Origin of the sequence: Loktanella fryxellensis (genome assembly GCF_900110065.1) — a bacterium.
GTDB lineage: Bacteria > Pseudomonadota > Alphaproteobacteria > Rhodobacterales > Rhodobacteraceae > Loktanella > Loktanella fryxellensis.
On sequence record NZ_FOCI01000001.1, the window covers coordinates 118,582 to 136,049 of the forward strand.

General features: G+C 66.8%; 21 protein-coding genes. 8 read left to right on the plus strand and 13 right to left on the minus strand.

The features are described from left to right. Positions 1–44: 44 nt before the first annotated feature. The 4 genes from BMX16_RS00610 to fabF form a co-directional block, all read right to left on the minus strand. Positions 45–1,346, minus strand: coding sequence for a DNA-packaging protein (locus BMX16_RS00610; protein WP_245731189.1), 1,302 nt, complete (start codon positions 1,344–1,346; stop codon positions 45–47). Then, entirely contained in the window at positions 1,243–1,752 is a 510-nt protein-coding gene (locus tag BMX16_RS17860) for a hypothetical protein (RefSeq protein WP_245731190.1), read from the minus strand. The genes BMX16_RS00610 and BMX16_RS17860 overlap by 104 nt, the downstream gene beginning before the upstream one ends. 205 nt (positions 1,753–1,957) lie before the next feature. Further along, positions 1,958–3,118 (minus strand): endolytic transglycosylase MltG, encoded by a 1,161-nt coding sequence (mltG, locus tag BMX16_RS00615; RefSeq protein WP_089897624.1) that lies wholly within the window; start codon positions 3,116–3,118, stop codon positions 1,958–1,960. Further along, the gene (gene fabF, locus BMX16_RS00620) at positions 3,118–4,380 is read right to left on the minus strand and encodes a beta-ketoacyl-ACP synthase II (protein WP_089897626.1); all 1,263 of its coding nucleotides are present in this window, start codon (positions 4,378–4,380) and stop codon (positions 3,118–3,120) included. Before fabF ends, mltG begins: the two co-directional genes overlap by 1 nt. Positions 4,381–4,641: 261 nt before the next feature. Here fabF and BMX16_RS00625 point away from each other — a divergent pair, with 261 nt between their 5' ends. After that, the gene (locus BMX16_RS00625) at positions 4,642–4,983 is read left to right on the plus strand and encodes a GFA family protein (protein WP_245731191.1); all 342 of its coding nucleotides are present in this window, start codon (positions 4,642–4,644) and stop codon (positions 4,981–4,983) included. Positions 4,984–5,051: 68 nt separating this feature from the next. Here the strand turns inward: BMX16_RS00625 and BMX16_RS00630 are convergent, their stop codons facing one another. From BMX16_RS00630 to fabD, 3 genes are all read right to left on the minus strand, one after another. Continuing rightward, a complete protein-coding gene (locus tag BMX16_RS00630) occupies positions 5,052–5,285 on the minus strand; it encodes an acyl carrier protein (protein ID WP_089897629.1) in 234 nt (77 codons plus the stop codon). 152 nt (positions 5,286–5,437) lie between these two features. Then, positions 5,438–6,175: a 3-oxoacyl-[acyl-carrier-protein] reductase gene (gene fabG / locus BMX16_RS00635; RefSeq protein WP_089898281.1), complete on the minus strand. Its 738-nt coding sequence runs from the start codon at positions 6,173–6,175 to the stop codon at positions 5,438–5,440. Continuing rightward, on the minus strand, positions 6,175–7,119 hold the full coding sequence (gene fabD, locus BMX16_RS00640; RefSeq protein ID WP_089897631.1) for an ACP S-malonyltransferase: 945 nt from the start codon (positions 7,117–7,119) through the stop codon (positions 6,175–6,177). Before fabD ends, fabG begins: the two co-directional genes overlap by 1 nt. Positions 7,120–7,258: 139 nt before the next feature. On the opposite strand from fabD, the gene BMX16_RS00645 reads away from it, so the two are divergent. Both BMX16_RS00645 and BMX16_RS00650 read left to right on the plus strand, forming a co-directional pair. Next, the gene (locus tag BMX16_RS00645; RefSeq protein WP_089897634.1) at positions 7,259–8,455 is read left to right on the plus strand and encodes a cytochrome b/b6 domain-containing protein; all 1,197 of its coding nucleotides are present in this window, start codon (positions 7,259–7,261) and stop codon (positions 8,453–8,455) included. Between the two features lie 126 nt (positions 8,456–8,581). Beyond that, positions 8,582–8,815, plus strand: a complete 234-nt coding sequence (locus BMX16_RS00650; protein WP_089897637.1) for a hypothetical protein — start codon at positions 8,582–8,584, stop codon at positions 8,813–8,815. On the opposite strand, the gene BMX16_RS00655 is transcribed toward BMX16_RS00650, so the two are convergent. The 3 genes from BMX16_RS00655 to BMX16_RS00665 all read right to left on the minus strand — a co-directional run bounded on the left by BMX16_RS00655 (position 8,812) and on the right by BMX16_RS00665 (position 10,600). Continuing rightward, complete coding sequence (locus BMX16_RS00655) at positions 8,812–9,129, minus strand: hypothetical protein (protein ID WP_143057972.1); 318 nt, start codon at positions 9,127–9,129, stop codon at positions 8,812–8,814. The genes BMX16_RS00650 and BMX16_RS00655 overlap by 4 nt on opposite strands. Positions 9,130–9,328: 199 nt before the next feature. Further along, positions 9,329–9,904 (minus strand): YceI family protein, encoded by a 576-nt coding sequence (locus BMX16_RS00660; RefSeq protein WP_089897641.1) that lies wholly within the window; start codon positions 9,902–9,904, stop codon positions 9,329–9,331. Between the two features lie 120 nt (positions 9,905–10,024). Continuing rightward, a complete protein-coding gene (locus BMX16_RS00665) occupies positions 10,025–10,600 on the minus strand; it encodes a hypothetical protein (protein ID WP_143057973.1) in 576 nt (191 codons plus the stop codon). Between the two features lie 298 nt (positions 10,601–10,898). Here BMX16_RS00665 and rpsF point away from each other — a divergent pair, with 298 nt between their 5' ends. The 5 genes from rpsF to BMX16_RS00690 all read left to right on the plus strand — a co-directional run bounded on the left by rpsF (position 10,899) and on the right by BMX16_RS00690 (position 14,879). Beyond that, positions 10,899–11,252, plus strand: coding sequence for a 30S ribosomal protein S6 (rpsF, locus tag BMX16_RS00670; protein WP_089897646.1), 354 nt, complete (start codon positions 10,899–10,901; stop codon positions 11,250–11,252). A 26-nt stretch (positions 11,253–11,278) separates the two neighbouring features. After that, entirely contained in the window at positions 11,279–11,506 is a 228-nt protein-coding gene (gene rpsR / locus BMX16_RS00675) for a 30S ribosomal protein S18 (protein ID WP_089897662.1), read from the plus strand. A gap of 12 nt (positions 11,507–11,518) precedes the next feature. Further along, positions 11,519–12,118: a 50S ribosomal protein L9 gene (gene rplI, locus BMX16_RS00680; protein WP_089897664.1), complete on the plus strand. Its 600-nt coding sequence runs from the start codon at positions 11,519–11,521 to the stop codon at positions 12,116–12,118. Positions 12,119–12,314: 196 nt separating this feature from the next. Further along, entirely contained in the window at positions 12,315–12,824 is a 510-nt protein-coding gene (locus BMX16_RS00685; protein WP_089897666.1) for a hypothetical protein, read from the plus strand. A gap of 96 nt (positions 12,825–12,920) precedes the next feature. Further along, positions 12,921–14,879 carry a bifunctional 2',3'-cyclic-nucleotide 2'-phosphodiesterase/3'-nucleotidase gene (locus BMX16_RS00690; protein ID WP_089897668.1) on the plus strand — a complete coding sequence of 653 codons (1,959 nt, stop codon included), beginning with the start codon at positions 12,921–12,923 and terminating at the stop codon, positions 14,877–14,879. 33 nt (positions 14,880–14,912) lie between these two features. Here BMX16_RS00690 and BMX16_RS00695 read toward each other — a convergent pair whose 3' ends face one another. The 3 genes from BMX16_RS00695 to tig form a co-directional block, all read right to left on the minus strand. Beyond that, a complete protein-coding gene (locus tag BMX16_RS00695) occupies positions 14,913–15,380 on the minus strand; it encodes a hypothetical protein (protein ID WP_089897670.1) in 468 nt (155 codons plus the stop codon). 86 nt (positions 15,381–15,466) lie between these two features. Beyond that, positions 15,467–15,949 carry a hypothetical protein gene (locus tag BMX16_RS00700; protein ID WP_089897672.1) on the minus strand — a complete coding sequence of 161 codons (483 nt, stop codon included), beginning with the start codon at positions 15,947–15,949 and terminating at the stop codon, positions 15,467–15,469. Between the two features lie 161 nt (positions 15,950–16,110). Next, positions 16,111–17,445 (minus strand): trigger factor, encoded by a 1,335-nt coding sequence (gene tig / locus BMX16_RS00705; protein ID WP_089897674.1) that lies wholly within the window; start codon positions 17,443–17,445, stop codon positions 16,111–16,113. Positions 17,446–17,468 lie beyond the last annotated feature (23 nt).

Sequence of the window (17,468 nt, forward strand, 5' to 3'; positions counted from 1 at the left end):
CTGCGCCCCCACCGCGCGGTGGCGGGGGCACGGCGCAACGCCCGTTACAGGCTGCGCATGCGCGGCGCGCGCCAGTCCTGCGCCGGGGCGATCATCAGCGCATGCAGCGCCCAAACCAGCGCATCCACCCGGTCCGGCGATCCCGTGCCCACATAGCCCCCCGTGGTCATCAGGCACATCTGGTCCTCCAGCGCGCCCAACCCCCGCAGGTGCGCCACACGGCCCTGTTCATAGAGTGCCGCCACCGGTTCGGCCCGTGCCACCTTGCCCCGCGTCGCCGTGACCTTGCCGTAGGGCACGAGGGGGTCGACCTGCCGCACGATGGCTTCGACCATGTCGCCGCCTTGGTTAACCTCGGCGATCAGCCGGTCCGCGCCATGCCGGTGCAGCGCCGCCACCGCCGCCCGCGCCCAGTCGAGCGGCGAGGCGGCAGCCACCGTCGCATCCTCCAGCACGTAGCCGCGCCAGTCCTGCGGCGGCCCCTGCATGACGACGCCCGCCACAACGATGCCGCAGGCGTCCGACCTCTTGTGCGCCGTGGTCGGCGGATCGACCGCCACCACGATCCGATCCATCACCGGGGCCGTGTCCACGCCCACCGCAGCCAGTGCCGCACCGCCCCACAGCGCCCCCGGCGCATCGCTCAGCAGCACGCCGTCCAGCTCTTGCCGCCCCTGACGGGTGCCGCCATAGCGGCGCTGCACCTCGATCAGAAAGGCAGGCGCCAGATTGGCCGCGTTGGCATAGGTCGTCGCATGCGTCACGACCGTGCTGTCGCGGGCGAGCATGTCGCGCAGCAACGGCACATTGCGCGGCGTCGTGGTGATGCAGGCCTGCGGATTGCGGCCCAGCCGCAGACCGAACGCGACCATGTCCCATGTCGCCTCGCCCTGCTTCCACTTGGCCAGCTCGTCCGCCCAGACCGCATCGAACTGCGGCCCGCGCAGCGCCTCGGGATCGAACGCCGAATAGACGGTCGCCACAGCACCATTGGGCCATTCCAGCATCCGCCGCCCGGCGATCCAGACCGGCCTGCGGTCGGGCGGTGCACAGGCCATGATGCCGCTGTCGCCGAACACCATCACCTCGCGCGCCTGATCGTACGTCTCTCCGATGATCCCGACGCGCCGCGCCCGGCCACGGGCGCGCGGCACTGCCCCCTCGACCATCGCACGCACCCACTCCGCACCGGCCCGCGTCTTGCCCGCACCGCGCCCGCCCAGGATGACCCAGGTCCGCCAGTCACCCGCCGGCGGCAGCTGGTGATCCATCGCCCAGAATGCGAACAGATGCGGCAGCGCCAGCAGCGCCTGCGGGCTCAGCCCCGCCAGAAACGCCGCCTGCAAGGGCGGTGTCCCTGATGCGATCAAGCGTGCGCCCGATGTCACGCCGCAAGGCATCGTGATCGACGGCGGACACGTCCGCCCCGGTTCCGAATTTTTCAATGAAGGAATCCTCGGCTTTCAGCAGATGCACATGGGTGGCCTGCAATTCGGCCAGCTTGGTGGTCATCGCCTTGGGGGGGGATGTGTCGCTCATCCCGATATGCGCCATCTGCAGCAGGAATGCGGCCTTCAGGCCTGCATAGAACCCCAGCAGTTCACGCACCCGCGCGACGGAGGCCGCACGGTCCGACGGATCCGGCTCGCCCGCAACCTCGCCCGTAGGGTCGGTGTCGCCCGCAGTCCTGCCAAAGGGACCGGAGTCGGCGTCAACCCGGCCCGATGGGCCGGGGTCATCTGCCTGTGTCATGGTATGCGCCTGTCCGTCAGACATCCGTGACAGTCGAGAGAGGTTCCCGGTCCCGAACGGGGCATCGCCCCCCACAGGGATTGGACCGGACAGCGCACCTCCTCCAGCTCACGCCACGGCTATCACACGCATGCGAAAAGTCAACCATTCCAATACGTTGACCGCGCGGTGCAGTTGCGCGGACCTTAACGGCCCGCGCGGCACCCTACTCCTGCGCGGCGGCCTGTTCAGCCTCGATCACGCGCCACGCGGCGACGTTGCGGTTGTGGTCGTCCAGATTGGTGGCGAACGCATGGCCGCCGCTGCCGTCGGCCACAAAGAACACGTAATCCGTCGTATCCGGGTTCAGCGCCGCCTCGATGCTGGCCTGACCGGGGTTGGCGATCGGCGTGGGTGGCAGGCCGGGGATGACATAGGTGTTCCACGGCGTCGGCGTATCCAGCTCGCTGCGCCGCAGGCCACGGTCAAGGATGCCCTCGCCCTCCGTCACGCCGTAAATCACCGCCGGGTCCGTCTGCAGACGCATCCCCCGTTCCATCCGATTGACAAAGACACTGGCAACCTGACGCCGCTCGGCGGCCAGCGCCGTCTCCTTCTCGATCAGGGACGCAAGGATCAGCGCCTCTTCGGGCGTCTCGACCGGCAGGCCATCGACCCGCGCGGCCCAGGCGTCCGCCAGGATCTGGGTCTGCGCCGCCTGCATCTGGGCGATGATCGCGGCGCGGTCGGCCCCCGGCGCGAACTCATAGCTGTTGGGCGCAAGCGATCCTTCCGCAGGCGTCTCGGCGATCTCACCCTCCAGCACGTCGATCTGGCGCAGCGCCTCGGCGACCTGCCAGCTTGTGGTGCCTTCGGCCACAGCCAGACGATAGCGCGTATCGGCTTGCGCCTTCACCGCTACATATTCCGCCGGGGCCGCATCGGCTGCGGGATCGAACGCCGCCACCTCTGCATAGGTGCCCGTCGCGGGATCAAGGTCGCGCACCTCGGCCACGTTGAGGCGCACACCGACGCGATAGACGACTTCGGTGCCACATGTGCTCTGCCCGCTGGCCGTCACCAGATCGACGATCTGCGCCATCGACGCGCCCTCCGGCACCAGAAAACTGCCCGCCTTCAACTGATCGGCCTTCTCGGCATAATCCGCGCCGATGCGGAACAGCGCCGCATTGCTGACGGCGCCCTTGTCCGCGAGCTCTGCACTGACAACGCGCATGTTCGACCCCGGTGCGACCTGCAGGCAGATGCCCGCCGCCAGCGGCCCCGGCGATTTGTATTCCTGCGACCCCCAGACGACGACGCCCGCCACGAGGAACAACGCCACGATCAGGAACGTGATCCCGTTGGCCGCGATATGCCGCCACATCAGCGCAGTTTCCCCAGCACCAGACTGGCGTTGGTGCCGCCGAACCCGAAGGAATTCGACAGCGCCACGTCGATGCGCCGTTCGACCTTGCCGTTGGCGCACAGATCGACCGCCGTCTCGCAGTCGATGGTGTCGAGGTTGATCGTCGGCGGCGCCACCTGATCGCGGATCGCGAGGATGGTGAAGATCGCCTCGATCGCACCGGCAGCCCCGAGCAGGTGGCCGGTCATCGACTTGGTGGACGACATCGATAGCTTCGCCGCCGCCTCTGGCCCCACCATCCGCTCGACCGCACCCAGTTCGATGGTGTCGGCCATGGTCGAGGTGCCATGCGCGTTGACATAATCGATCTGCTGCGGCGTCACCCCCGCATTGCGGCAGGCGGCGCGCATCGCACGTTCCGCACCCTCGTGGTCGGGGGGCGGTGCGGTGATGTGATAGGCGTCGCCGGACAGCCCGTATCCCAGCACTTCGGCATAGATCTTGGCCCCGCGCGCCTTCGCGTGCTCCAGCTCTTCCAGCACGACGATGCCGGCTCCTTCGCCCATGACGAAGCCGTCGCGATCCTTGTCCCACGGGCGGCTCGCCGTGGTCGGATCGTCGGCACGATCGGTGGACAGCGCCTTGCAGGCGTTGAAGCCCGCGATCCCGATCTTGCAGATCGCAGCCTCGGCCCCGCCGGCGACCATCACGTCCGCATCGCCGTACTGGATCAGACGGCTGGCATCACCGATGGCGTGCGCGCCGGTGGAACAGGCGGTCACCACCGAATGGTTCGGCCCGCGAAAGCCATAGCGGATGCTGACCTGACCCGAAATCAGGTTGATCAGCGCGCCGGGGACGAAGAACGGCGACACGCGGCGCGGGCCCTTCTCCTCCATCATGATGGCCGTGTTCGCGATGGAGTTCAGGCCACCGATACCGGACCCGATCAGCACGCCAGTGCGCTCCTGATCGCTGCGCTCGGTCGGCATCCAGCCGCTGTCCTCGACCGCCTGCTGGGCCGCCGCCATGCCGAACAGGATGAAGGTATCGACCTTCCGCTGGTCCTTCGGCTCCATGTAGGTGTCGGGATTGAAGGTGCCGTTGCTGCCGTCTCCGCGCGGCACTTCGCAGGCATAGGTCGTGGCAAGGCCCGTGGTGTCGAACCCGGTGATCGGCCCCGCACCCGACTGGCCCGCTAGGATACGCTCCCAGCTGGCCTCGACTCCGTCGGCCAATGGCGTGACCAGTCCCAGACCTGTGACGACAACACGGCGCATCCGACTTCCCTTCGATCAAAACTCGGGCCCTGATACCGCAGCGACGCGTTCAGGGGCAAGGGGCGAGCCGCACTGGCCCGCCCCGCCTGCCAGACGGGCCGACCCGTCGCACAGTATCGCCGAACCCCAGCACACCAATGGTCCCCATGCCGACGCCATCCCTGCCCCTCGACGGGGCCTGCCGCTGCGGTCACGTGACCGTGCGCCTGACTGCAGCCCCCCCTCGTGACACGCGCCTGCCATTGCACGGGCTGCCAGAGGATGAGCGCCAGCGCCTACTCCCTCAGCGCGATCGTGCCAGAAGCTGGCTTTGACATCACCGCAGGCAAGACGACCCGCGGCGGCCGGGGCACTGGTCCCCTCGACCACCGCTTCTGCCCGCGCTGCATGACATGGATCTGCACCCGCATCGCGGGCATGGGCGACATGGTGAACGTGCGGCCCACCCTGTTCAACGACACCACACGGGCCGCGCCCTTCGTGAAAACCATGATCGTCGACCGCATGCCCTTCGCCGTGACGGGGGCCGCGCACAGCTATGCAGGCTTCCCGGCCGAGGCGGATTTCCCCGCCCTGATGGCCGCCTACGCCGCCCAAGCCTGACGCCGCAACGCAAAAGGCCCCCGCTGTTGCGGGGGCCTTTGCGATCCGACCGGGGTCGGACTTGCGCTTTACAGCGCGCCGTTGATGAACTTGACCGCGTCGCCGAAGGTCTGGATCGTCTCGGCGGCGTCGTCGGGGATCTCGATGCCGAACTCTTCTTCGAAGGCCATCACCAGTTCCACGGTATCGAGGCTGTCTGCGCCCAGATCGTCGATGAAGGACGCGCTTTCGACGACCTTGTCTTCTTCGACACCCAGATGTTCCACAACGATCTTGCGGACGCGGCTTTCGACATCGCTCATGAACAAATCCTTACGTTCTGATGGGCCGCCACACAGGCAGAACCCCGGTTGTTGAACCGACCGCCAGGGGCGGGTCCGTCCGTTGCTGCGTGGCCTATAACAGAGATTTGAGGACGCGCAAACGCTTTCCCCGGCGCACCCGTCAGCCCCTCTCAGACCATGGCCATTCCGCCATTCACATGCAAGGTCGCACCCGTGACATAGGCCGCCTCGACGCTGGACAGATAAAGCACCGCAGCCGCGATCTCCTGCGCGTCGCCCATGCGACCCGCCGGGATCTGGGTCAGGATCGCGCCCTTCTGGTCGTCGCTCAGCTTGTCGGTCATCGCGGTAGCGATGAACCCCGGCGCGACGCAGTTCACGGTGATTCCACGGCTCGCCACCTCATAGGCGATGGATTTGCTCATCCCCACCACACCGGCCTTGGAGGCGGCATAGTTCGCCTGCCCCGGATTGCCCGTGGTGCCCACGACGCTGGTGATGTTGACGATCCGGCCCCAGCGGGCCTTCATCATGCCGCGGATGGCCCCTTTGCACAGGCGCATGGTGCTGGTCAGGTTGACCTCCAGCACGGATGCCCATTCGTCGTCGGACATCCGCATGAAGATGTTGTCGCGCGTGATGCCCGCGTTGTTCACCAGAATGTCGACGCTGCCCATCGCTTCGACCGCCTGCTTGTTCAGCGCGGCTACCGCCTCCGCGTCGCTCAGGTTGCAGGGCAGCACATGGGTGCGATCGCCAAGGCTGGCGGCCAGCGCCTGCAACGGCTCCACCCGCGTCCCCGACAGTGCCACGGTGGCGCCTGCGCCATGCAGCGCGGTGGCGATGGCGCCGCCGATGCCGCCCGATGCGCCGGTGATGAGTGCCGTCTTGCCGGTCAGATCGAACATCATGCCGCTCCCTTCATGTCATTGGCCGCAGCCTTTGCCTCGTCCGCCGTGCCGACGGTCAGTGTTGCCGCATCCTTTGCGATGCGTCGGATCATCCCCGACAGGGCCTTGCCAGCGCCGATCTCGACGAACTGCGTCACACCCTGCTGCGCCATCCAGTCGACTGATGCCGCCCAGCGCACGCGGCCCGCGACCTGATCGACCAGCAGCGCCCGGATCGTGTCGGGGTCGGTGACGGGCATCGCCGTCACGTTCGCCACCAGCGGCACGGCAGGCGCCTGCATCGCCACCTGTTCCAGTGCTGCACGCATCGCATCCGCCGCAGGTTGCATCAGCGCGCAGTGGAACGGCGCGGACACCGGCAGCATCAGCGCGCGTTTCGCACCCGCCGCCTTGGCCAGCGCCGCCGCCCGTTCGACCGCCGCCACGTGACCCGAGATCACGTTCTGCGCCGGATCGTTCTCGTTCGCCAACTGACAGACCTCGCCCTGTGCCGCATCCGTGGCGATCTGCGCCACGGTCGCCGCGTCGAGGCCGAGGATCGCCGCCATGGCACCGACACCCTGCGGCACCGCCGCCTGCATCGCATCGCCGCGCAGCCGCAGCAGCCGTGCGCAATCGGCCAGCCCCAGCGACCCTGCCGCCGCCAGTGCCGAATATTCACCCAAGGAATGCCCCGCCACGAAGGCCGCGTCGGTGATCGTCACGCCCTCCGCCTCCAGCGCGCGGAAGGCGGCGAGCGAGGTCGCCATCAGCGCCGGTTGCGCGTTGCGCGTCAGCGTCAGGGTGGCCGCGTCGCCGTCGAAGATCAGCGCCGACAGCGCCTCTCCCAATGCGTCGTCCACCTCTTCGAAGACGGCGCGGGCGGCAGGATAGGCCTGCGCCAGATCGCGCCCCATGCCGACCGCCTGCGCGCCCTGCCCCGGAAATACGAATGCCCTCATGGGCGTAGCCCCCCTCGTCGGTCCTGTTGCGCTTGGGTCTAGCCTGCGCCTGCCTGTCGCACAATGCCCCTGCACGGTTGCAAATTGTGCGGGGGCCCGGTGCGATATAGGTTGCAGCGACTTCGCAAAGGATGCGCATATGTCCGCCACGTCGATCACCGCCCCCACGACCTACGGCACCGTCACCAAGGTGTTCCACTGGCTGACCGCCGCCCTGATCCTTGCGATCATCCCACTGGGCATCATCGCCACCGACATGGGGTTCGAGACGAACGAACAGCTGGCCCGCAAGGCGCAGCTGTTCACCATCCACAAGACGCTGGGCGTCGCGGTGTTCGTCGTGGCGCTGCTGCGCATCCTGTGGGCCGTCAGCCATGCCAAACCCGGCCCCCTGCACCCCGAACGCCGGGCCGAGACGCTTCTGGCCGAAACCGTGCACTGGCTCCTTTATGCATCTCTCGTCATCACGCCGCTGTCGGGCTGGATCGGCCATGCGGCCACCACCGGTTTCGCGCCGATCTGGTGGCCGTTCAGTCAATCGCTACCCTTCGTGCCCAAGGATGACGGCGTGGCGCATCTGGCCGAGAGCGTGCATTGGGTCTTCGGCAAGGTGATGATCGCTACACTGCTGCTGCACATCGCGGGCGCGCTGAAACATCACCTGATCGACCGCGACGCCACCCTGCGCCGCATGTGGTTCGGTCGCACCGCCACGCCGCAGGTGGGCTACCACCGCACCACCATCGCGGCCCCGCTGGCCGCCCTGCTGATCGTGCTGGCGGGCGGCGGCACCGCGATCGCCCTTGGCGGTGGTGACGCCCCAGAGGCCGAGACCGCCGCACTGGAGACCGTCGCCTCTGACTGGACCGTGCAGGAGGGCACCCTGTCCATCGGCGTGACGCAGTTCGGCAGCACCGTCACCGGCAGCTTCACCGACTGGACCGCCGCCATCGCCTTCGACCCCGAGGCTACGGATGTGGCGGGAGAGGTCACGGCCACCATCGCAATCGGCTCGCTGACACTCGGGTCCGTGACGGATCAGGCGATGGGGGCCGACTTCTTCGATGCGGCGACGCATCCGACCGCCACCTTCACTGCACCGATCACCCGCACGGCGGACGGGTATGTCGCCGACGGTACCCTGACGCTCAAGGGGCAGACGGCCCCGCTGTCCCTGCCCTTCACCCTGACCCTCGACGGCGACACGGCGACGATGCAGGGGCAGACCACGCTGGACCGCCTGACGTGGGGGATCGGCCAGACCATGGCGGACGAGACGAACCTCGGCTTCGGCGTCACCGTGGAGATTGCCCTGACGGCGACCCGCGCGCCCTGATCCGGTTGCATGCGGCGGACGGGCCACAGTCCCGCCGCCGCACGCCGTTCCAGACCCCTGCGGTTGCGACACGGGTCGCGGTTGTCTACACACTGGACCACGTCGCATTCGCCAGCCGAGGACGCCATGACCGCACCCGCCACCCGCCGCATCCAGATCACCGCATTCGCGCTGGCGCACATCCCGTTGGCCGCGACCGCAACGGTGCTGGCAAGCGACGGTGTGCAGGGTGATCTCTGGGCCATCGTGACAGCCTTCGGCGCAACGCTGGTGACGGCAGTGGCGCTTGTCATCTATCTGGGACAGGCGCTGTCACCAAGCGTGCCGGCCCGCAGCGCGACACCGGAACAGGCCCGCTAGCCTGCGAAAAGCAGCCAGATCAACGCGGCCACCAGCAGCACCTTCGCCGTCGCGACACCGATCAGGAGCGGCCTGTTTCGCGGCGCGAACAGCGCGTCCAGCCATCCCGTGCGGTCCTCGTCGAACAGGGTGACACGCACCTGGTCCAGCACATGCGGGGGCACCGGCACGCCGCGACCGGGTACCAGCGCGCTGAACTCGTCCTGCCAGAACGCCAGCTCCGCCCGCAGGTCCGCATCCCTGTGCAGCAGCCGCTCGAAGTCGCCACGCTCATCCTGATCCATCAGGCCAAGGGCGTATTCGGCGGCCAGCATCTTGCGGTCCTCCGCGTCCACACGCACCCTCTAATACCGACGCCTGCGCGCCGCATCCGGCTGCACCATTGCACCCCATGCCATCATCGCAAGAAAAAGCGGATTTCGCAATCATGGCGAACGGCCCGCATCCACACACGCAAGGGGCCGCGCCGGATCACTCCGGCACGGCCCCCACACGTCGCAGCGGATGGCTGGCTTATTCGGCCTGCATCGCCTCGACCGAGATCATCACTTCGACTTCGTCGCTGACGAAGGGGGCGAACTGTCCCACACCGAAATCGGACCGCAGCAGCGTCGTGGTGGCGTCGAAGCCGACCCAGGGCTTGCCCTCCATCGGGTGCTCGCCAGCCTGGTTCAGGGTGGCTTCCAGCACGACCGACTTGGTCACGTCGTTCATCGACAGATCGCCGGTGATGTTGGCGGTATTCTCGCCGGTCACTTCGATCGCGGTGGACGTGAAGGTCACCATGTCCTCTTCGGTGGCACCGAAGAAGTCATCGGACATGAAATGCTCGAAACGGGCTTCCCAACCGGTCATCATGCTGCGCACGGGGAAGGACACGTTGACCGTGGACGCGGACGGATCTTCCTGATCGAACATGATCTCGCCTTCGAAGCCCGAGAACATGCCCATGCCCGTCGAGAAACCGAGGTGGTTGTACTGGAACAGGATCTGGCTGTGGCTGGTATCCAGCGTATAGGCGACGGGGGCGGCAAGGACGGGGGCGGCCAGCAGGGTCAGGGCTGCGGCGGACGACAGAAGGGTCTTCATGGATGGCTCTCCAGATATGGGGCAAAGGGTTGATCTTGCGCCATCAGATGCCGCGCGACAGCCTTTCTGGCAACCCGCAAATCCGAACATGACCTGTTCGTGTCCCGGTGGGCGATCCCTTCAGGATGCCGGTCGGGACAGCATCACATCCCGCCCCATCCGGTCGCGCAGCGCCAGCAGATCGGCCTCCGGTCCCGTGGCGACGGTCATTTTCCGGGCCGATGCGCGGTATCGCAGGGTCAGCGCGGGGACCCGGCCCGCCGGGCGCGCGATGAACACCGAATCCACCGAATCGAACCCATGCCGTGTCAGCACCGACGACGCCCCCGTGCGGTGCTGCACCACCTCGCGCAACTCTCCGCGATGGGTGTCCACCTCGACCCGGACCTGTGTGCCGCGGCTGGCGAACCACATCAGCACGGCACCGATGCCGAAGATCAAAAAGATGGCGGGCACCCGCATCGCAAGGTCCGTCCCGGCCACCAGCACGCACAGGGCAAAGGCCATGGCCACGCACCCTGCCCCCGCCAGCATCGCCAGCGTCTGCGCCGCGGTCAGCCATGCCGCGACCGTGCCGGTCGGCACGATGCGGTAGCCCCATGATGCCTCCTCGATCCGCCACGCGCACGCCGCCTGCGCCGGGGATGCGGCGGTGCGCGGGATCAACTGGCGGACGGCATTGGCGGCGTCGATCATGGACATCTTCCCTCTGGTTTTGACGAACCGGGTCATCTCATGCGATCATGGCGGCGGAAAAGCGGCGGGGCCCGGGTTTCATCGGGGTATCATCGCGGTATATCCGGGTCGCACCGGACCCCCTGCATCCATGCCGCACGGGCATGGCGTGAACGGGCGGCTTGCACCACGAGGCGTGCTGTGTATAAGCGGCCCACTTCCGCAATGGTGATACACTGCGCAGCCTCTCGTGGTCGGGACGCGGAAGGGCAACTTCCCCGGCCTATGAAATGCGTCGAACAAGATGAAAAGGAATGCCATGCCGCTTTACGAGCATGTGATGATCGCGCGTCAGGACTTGTCCAACACGCAGGCCGAGGCGCTGATCGAACACTTCGGCACCGTGCTGGCCGACAACGACGGCAAGCTGGTCGACAGTGAATACTGGGGCGTCAAGACGATGGCCTACAAGATCAACAAGAACCGCAAGGGCCACTATGCCTTCCTGCGTTCGGATGCGCCCGCCGCCGCCGTGCAGGAAATGGAACGCCTGATGCGCCTGCATGAAGACGTGATGCGCGTCCTGACCATCAAGGTCGACGATCACGCCGAGCTGCCCTCCGTGCAGATGCAGAAACGCGACGAACGCGACGTCCGTCGCGAGCGCCGCTAAGCCACATCAGGAAAGGACCGTAAATCATGGCAACCAAACCATTCTTCCGCCGCCGCAAGTCCGATCCGTTCGAGGGTGAAGGCGCCCCCGCGATCGACTATAAGGACACGCGTACCCTGCAGCGCTACATCTCCGAGCGTGGCAAGATCGTGCCCGCCCGTATCACCGCCGTCGGCTCCAAGAACCAGCGCAAGCTCGCCCAGGCGATCAAGCGTGCCCGGTTCCTGGCCCTGCTGCCCTACGCCGTGAAGTAAGGAGCACACAACATGCAGATCATTCTTCTGGAACGTGTGGCCAAGCTGGGCCAACTGGGTGAAATCGTCTCCGTCAAGGAAGGCTACGCCCGCAACTACCTGCTGCCGCAGGGCAAGGCGCTGCGCGTCAACGCCGCCAACATGGCCCGCTTCGAGGCCGAGAAGGCCGCGATGGAAAGCCGCAACGCCGAAACGCGTGCAGCCGCACAGGCCGAGGCCGACAAGATCGACGGCGAAACCTTCGTCGTGATTCGCTCCGCCTCCGACGCCGGTGCGCTCTATGGCTCCGTCACGCCGCGTGACGTGGCCGAGGCCGCCGACGCCAACGGCTTCAAGGTCGACCGCAACCAGGTCGTCCTGCGCGGTCCGATCAAGGAACTGGGCCTGCACGACGTCACGCTGACGCTGCACCCCGAGGTCGAAGCGACGGTCACGCTGAACGTCGCCCGCTCCAAGGAAGAGGCAGAGCTTCAGGCCGCCGGCAAGTCGATCCAGGAACTGGCAGCGGAAGAAGAAGCCGCCGCCGAGTTCGAGATCCAGGAACTGTTCGACGACATCGGTGCCGCCGGCAACGACGACGACGCGAACCAGCGCCGGGCCGACGCCGAGTAATCGGACCGTCTCTTGCGTGATGAAAGGCCGCTCCTCCGGGGGCGGCCTTTTGCGTTCGGGCCCCCTTTCGGCGGGGTCCGCCCCGTCCGTGGGCGGACGTGTGCCGCCGCGCACCTGCCCATTGGAAACAAGACTTGACGAATCCGACTAAAAAAATCAGGCTTTATGCAACCCGTGCAGCCGCGAAAGATTGCCCATGACCCTCCCCTCTGCCGACCCCGTCCACGCCCGCGGCGGTGCCCCCGTCGGCCAACTGGACGAGCTGCCGCCGCTCGAGATGATCGCGATCCTGTTCATGCGGATGTGGTGCGATGGCGGCACCAACCGCCAGCGGATCACACAGGACATGGCGCTGGCCCTCGGCCAGACCGACGCGGACGCCGCCACAGCCCTGTTCGACGACCTGATGCGCCTGACGCTGGGCTGCGCGCGCCGCCCGCTGGTCCGCCACGGCGTGCCGTGTCGGTGTTTCGGCGGCGACGAATGTGCCTTCGCCAATATGCTGGTGGCTGCCACGACCGGCGACCGGGACGAGGCGATGCTGTTCTCATCCATCCTCGTCACCGGACAGGCGGCCTTTCCGGCGATCGCGCTGGCACAGGATCTGTCGCCGTACCTGCTGCGCTTTGCCCGCGCCACGCAGGCGACGATGACCCCCGCCGCACCCCAGGCGACGCATCCGGCACAGACCGCGATCCGGCACTGACCCGTCAAGGTTCCGCGCAACCGGGCCGCGTGTCGTGACAGGGTTGCAATCGCGCGTCAGTCTGGCGGCACACCCAGCCAAAGGATGCCGCCGCGCATGACCCTGACCCTTTCCCGCCGCACGTTCCTCGCCTCGACCGCCGGTTTCATCGCGCTGCACCCGCTCTCGGTGCGCGCGCAGGCGGGTCAGGCGCACCTGCGTCTGATGGAGACGACGGACCTGCACGTCCACGTCTTTCCCTACGACTACTACGCGGACCAGCCCATCGATACTGTGGGCCTTGCGCGCACCGCGTCCATCGTCGCCAACATCCGGTCAGAGGCGACGAATGCCCTGCTGCTCGACAACGGCGACTTCCTGCAGGGCAGCCCGATGGGCGACTACATCGCCTACGAACGCGGAATGCCGGACGGCAGCCTGCACCCGATCATCGCCGCCATGAACGCGCTGGGCTTCGATGCGGGCACGCTGGGCAACCACGAGTTCAACTACGGCCTCGACTTTCTGACCGCGTCACTCGCCGGCGCCGCCTATCCGATGGTCTGCGCCAACGTCACCACCACGCAAGGGACGACCCCGACCGAGGACGAGACCCTGATCGCGCCCTACACCATACTGGAGCGTGAGCTGACCGACGGCGCGGGCGACACCTGGCCGATCCGCATCGGCGTGATCGGCTTCGTGCCGCCGCAGATCATGAACTGGGACCGCCAGCATCTGGAAGGGAACGTGCAGGCCCGCGACATCGTGCAGACCGCCGCCGCCTACATCCCCCGGATGCAGGCAGAGGGTGCGGACATCATCGTGGCGCTGTGCCACTCCGGCATAGGGGCCGCCGATCCTGCGGAGATGATGGAGAACGCAGCCACCGCACTGGCGGCCCTCGATGGGATCGACGCGGTCCTGACCGGCCACAGCCATCTGGTGTTCCCGTCCGACGACTACGCCGATGTGCAAGGCGCCGACATCGCCGCAGGCACGCTGATGGGCAAACCCGCCGTCATGGCGGGCTTCTGGGGCAGCCATCTGGGCCTGATCGACCTGCTGCTGGAACGCGACGGCGACGGCTGGCGCATCGTGTCGCACGAGGTGGAGGCGCGGCCCATCTCATCGCGCGCAGAGGATGGCACCGTCAGCGCGCTGGTCGACAGCGCACAGCCCGTGCTGGACGCCGCACAGGCCGACCACGACGCCACACTGGCCTATGTCCGCCGTGCCGTGGGCCAGACCGATGCGCCGCTCTACAGCTATTTCGCGCTGGTGGCGGATGACCCCTCCGTCCAGATCGTCGCCAACGCGCAAAGCTGGTACATCGCTCAGATGATGCAGGGCACCCCGGACGAGGGGTTGCCCATCCTGTCCGCCGCTGCCCCGTTCAAGGCCGGTGGTCGCGGCGGTCCCGCCTATTATACCGACGTGCCGGCAGGCGACGTGGCGATTCGCAACGTGGCCGACCTCTACCTTTACCCCAACACGATCCGTGCGGTGCGCATCACCGGCGCGCAGGTCAAGGATTGGCTGGAGCGGAGCGCGGGCATGTTCAATCAGATCACGCCGGGCGACCGGGATGTGCCCCTGCTGAACTCCGACTTTCCCAGCTACAACTTCGACGTGATCGACGGCGTCACCTATCGCATCGACCTGTCGCAGCCCTCGCGCTTCGATAGCGAGGGTGCCGTGGCGAACCCGGACGCCAACCGGATCGTGGATCTGGCCTTCGACGGCGCACCCATCGACCCTGCGGCGCAGTTCATCGTCGCCACCAACAACTACCGCGCGGGCGGCGGTGGCAGCTTTCCGGGGGCCGACGGCAGCACGATCGTGTTCGAAGGGCCGGACACCAACCGCGACGTGATCGTGCGCTACATCGTCGATCAGGGCACGATCAGCCCGTCAGCGGACGCGAACTGGTCCTTCGTGCCGCTGGGCTACACCACGGTGCTGTTCGAAACCGGGCCGAACGCGGCGCAATATGCGGGCAGCGTGGCGGGCCTCACGCTCGAACCCGCCGGCGACACGCCGAACGGATTCGCACTCTACCGCATGACGCTCTGACGCAGGCGGACCGCCGGGCGACCGGCGGCCGCCTCAGCTGGCCCGCAGCGTCATCACCGCATCGCAGACGGCACCGTCATAGGTGCCGACCCAGATGTCGAGATAGCCGTCGGCGGGCTGCGTCAGCACGATCCGCGGGTCCAGATTGCCGTTGTCGTCGTCGTCATAGAACCAGCTCGCCGATGCCGTATTGATCAACAGCGCCGAATCGCACGCACTCGTCACGCTGACGGACAGTTGCCGCCCCGCCATGCCGGACAGCTGGAACGTGAAATCCGGACGGGACGTGAAATAGCCTGCCCCCTGATCGGTGCCCGGCTGCACATTGCTGCAGTTCCACACGAGGTTGTCGCCACCGGCCATCACCTCATAGCTGACACCGCTGGTCAGTTGCGCGCCCGTCAGCCCGCCACCGGGACCGCTTTGATTGAAATCCGGGCAGGCCTGTGCCGCCCCCGCCACCAGACCAAGACATACCGCCGTTCGAATGACCGATCCCATGCTATCCCCCGAGAATCGCTTTCCACCACGGCACTATGGCACGGCGATCACGGACTGCTCACAAAAAGATGATCTGGATCAGGTTCTCAGCCAAACATGGTCTGCAGGGTGACCCGCGCGGTGCAGGTCTGACCATCCGGTGTCCCGACCCAGACCGACAACGTGCCTGACGACGGTTGCGTCAACAGCAGCCGCGGACGGCCCGGCCCCTGCCCGTCGCTGTCGTGAAACCAGCGGTTGTCGGCGGTGCGCACCAGCAGCGCGGTGGCACAACGACTGACGACCGCGATCTCGATCGCAAGGCCCGTCATGCCCGCCAGATCCGCCGTCAGGCTGGGCACGGTGTTGAAACGCCCGTCAACCGGCGCATCCAACCCCATGGCGCATCCTGCCAGATCGGTGTCGCCGCCCGCATCGACGCGGCGACTGTCGCCCAGCCGCAGGGTGGCCCCGTTGGCGTCCAACCGGCTGAACGCACCGATCGCCGGGTTCGGGCAGGCCACGGCAGCGCCCGACCATGCGCACAGCGTCACTCCAAGAAACAGAACGGCAAGGCACCGGGCGGCCATCGGGAACCTCTGATGTCGGGATGCGGGCCATGTCAGGACCCTTGTTTCACTAGCATCGGCCCAAGGCCCCGCATTGACAAGACGTTAACCACTTCGCCCACGAAAAATGGCATCCCCTTGCGGGGATGCCACCTTGTCGCACATCAGCCTTGCGGCTGGGATCAGTCTTCGGTCTCCAGCGCCTCGACGGCGGCCTGCAGCTCTTCCTTGGTCACGTCCTTGTCCGTCACCTTGGCCTTGGCAAAGATGTGGTCCACGACCTTGTCCTCGAACATCGGCGCCTGGAGTTGCTGGCGGAACTGCGCGTTCTGCTGCACGAACTCGAAGAACTGGCGCTCCTGACCCGGATACTGGCGCGCCTGGTTCATGATGGCCTGCGTCAGCTCCTGATCGGTGACCTTCACCTCGGCCTTCTGGCCGATGTCGGCCAGCAGCAGACCCAGCTTCACGCGACGCTTGGCCAGCGACTTGTGCTCGTCGGTGGGGTCGATCTGCGGGTGGTCGTGCCCCTGATGATCGGGGTTTTCCTCGTGCCACAGCTGGTGCGCGATCTGACCGGCCTCGGCCTCGACCAACGACGCGGGCAGATCGAAATCCACCATGCCGTCCAGCACGTCCAGCAGCTTGCGCTTGGCAATGGCGCGGGATGCACCCTTGTATTCCGCTTCCAGCCGCTCGCGGATCTGGCCCTTCAGGGCCTCCAGATCGTCGGCGCCGAACTTCTTGGCCAGTTCGTCGTCCAGCTCGGGGGCCTTAGCGGCGCGGACTTCCTTCACCGTCACGTCGAACACGGCTTCCTTGCCGGCCAGATGCGCGGCCTGATACTCGGCGGGAAAGCTGACCGTGACGGCCTTCTCGTCGCCGGCTTTCGCCTTCAGCAACTGATCCTCGAAGCCGGGGATGAAGCTGTTCGATCCCAGCACCAGCGGATAATCCTCGCCGGCACCGCCGTCGAACGCCACGCCGTCGATCTTGCCTGTGAAGTCGATGACGACCTGATCGCCGTCCTTGGCCGCACCCTTCTTCTCGGCAAAGGTCTTGGCCTGCGGGCTCTCGGACAGGTTCTTCAGCGCCTCGTCGACGGCGGCCTCGTCGGCCTTCACGACCAGACGCTCCAGCGCCACGTCGCTCAGGTCCGGGGACGGCACGTTCGGCAGCGTTTCGTAGGTGACGTTGACGACGACATCGTCGCCTTCCTTCCAGTCGGGATTGTCCATCTTCATCTCGGGCTGCGCTGCGGGGCGGTCACCAGAGCTTTCGATGTGCTCGTTCAGCGCAGCGTCGATGGCATCCTGCATCGCTTCGCCCATCAGGCGCGGGCCGAACTGCTTGCGCATCATGGCCATGGGGACCTTGCCCTTGCGAAAGCCCTTCATCTCGACCTCGGGCTGCGCTTCCTTGAGCTTGCCGACAACCTTTTCGTCGAGCTCCGCCGCCGTCACGGTGATGGTGTAACCGCGCTTGAGGCCGTCGTTCAGGGTCTCTTTGACCTGCATGGGCTTTCCTTCTTTCTCATCGA

Excerpts from the sequence above, each read along its gene's own strand:
- BMX16_RS17860 (WP_245731190.1), bottom strand. The coding sequence starts at position 1,752 with ATGACACAGGCAGATGACCCCGGCCCATCGGGCCGGGTTGACGCCGAC.
- BMX16_RS00650 (WP_089897637.1), top strand. The coding sequence starts at position 8,582 with ATGACCGCACCCGCCACCCGCCGCATCCAGATCACCGCATTCGCGCTG.
- rplI (WP_089897664.1), top strand. The coding sequence starts at position 11,519 with ATGCAGATCATTCTTCTGGAACGTGTGGCCAAGCTGGGCCAACTGGGT.
- BMX16_RS00655 (WP_143057972.1), bottom strand. The coding sequence starts at position 9,129 with ATGCTGGCCGCCGAATACGCCCTTGGCCTGATGGATCAGGATGAGCGT.
- fabD (WP_089897631.1), bottom strand. The coding sequence starts at position 7,119 with ATGAGGGCATTCGTATTTCCGGGGCAGGGCGCGCAGGCGGTCGGCATG.
- rpsF (WP_089897646.1), top strand. The coding sequence starts at position 10,899 with ATGCCGCTTTACGAGCATGTGATGATCGCGCGTCAGGACTTGTCCAAC.
- BMX16_RS00695 (WP_089897670.1), bottom strand. The coding sequence starts at position 15,380 with ATGGGATCGGTCATTCGAACGGCGGTATGTCTTGGTCTGGTGGCGGGG.
- BMX16_RS00625 (WP_245731191.1), top strand. The coding sequence starts at position 4,642 with ATGAGCGCCAGCGCCTACTCCCTCAGCGCGATCGTGCCAGAAGCTGGC.
- BMX16_RS00700 (WP_089897672.1), bottom strand. The coding sequence starts at position 15,949 with ATGGCCGCCCGGTGCCTTGCCGTTCTGTTTCTTGGAGTGACGCTGTGC.
- BMX16_RS00630 (WP_089897629.1), bottom strand. The coding sequence starts at position 5,285 with ATGAGCGATGTCGAAAGCCGCGTCCGCAAGATCGTTGTGGAACATCTG.
- BMX16_RS00645 (WP_089897634.1), top strand. The coding sequence starts at position 7,259 with ATGTCCGCCACGTCGATCACCGCCCCCACGACCTACGGCACCGTCACC.
- BMX16_RS00660 (WP_089897641.1), bottom strand. The coding sequence starts at position 9,904 with ATGAAGACCCTTCTGTCGTCCGCCGCAGCCCTGACCCTGCTGGCCGCC.
- BMX16_RS00690 (WP_089897668.1), top strand. The coding sequence starts at position 12,921 with ATGACCCTGACCCTTTCCCGCCGCACGTTCCTCGCCTCGACCGCCGGT.
- tig (WP_089897674.1), bottom strand. The coding sequence starts at position 17,445 with ATGCAGGTCAAAGAGACCCTGAACGACGGCCTCAAGCGCGGTTACACC.
- BMX16_RS00685 (WP_089897666.1), top strand. The coding sequence starts at position 12,315 with ATGACCCTCCCCTCTGCCGACCCCGTCCACGCCCGCGGCGGTGCCCCC.
- fabG (WP_089898281.1), bottom strand. The coding sequence starts at position 6,175 with ATGTTCGATCTGACCGGCAAGACGGCACTCATCACCGGCGCATCGGGC.
- mltG (WP_089897624.1), bottom strand. The coding sequence starts at position 3,118 with ATGTGGCGGCATATCGCGGCCAACGGGATCACGTTCCTGATCGTGGCG.
- fabF (WP_089897626.1), bottom strand. The coding sequence starts at position 4,380 with ATGCGCCGTGTTGTCGTCACAGGTCTGGGACTGGTCACGCCATTGGCC.
- rpsR (WP_089897662.1), top strand. The coding sequence starts at position 11,279 with ATGGCAACCAAACCATTCTTCCGCCGCCGCAAGTCCGATCCGTTCGAG.
- BMX16_RS00665 (WP_143057973.1), bottom strand. The coding sequence starts at position 10,600 with ATGATCGACGCCGCCAATGCCGTCCGCCAGTTGATCCCGCGCACCGCC.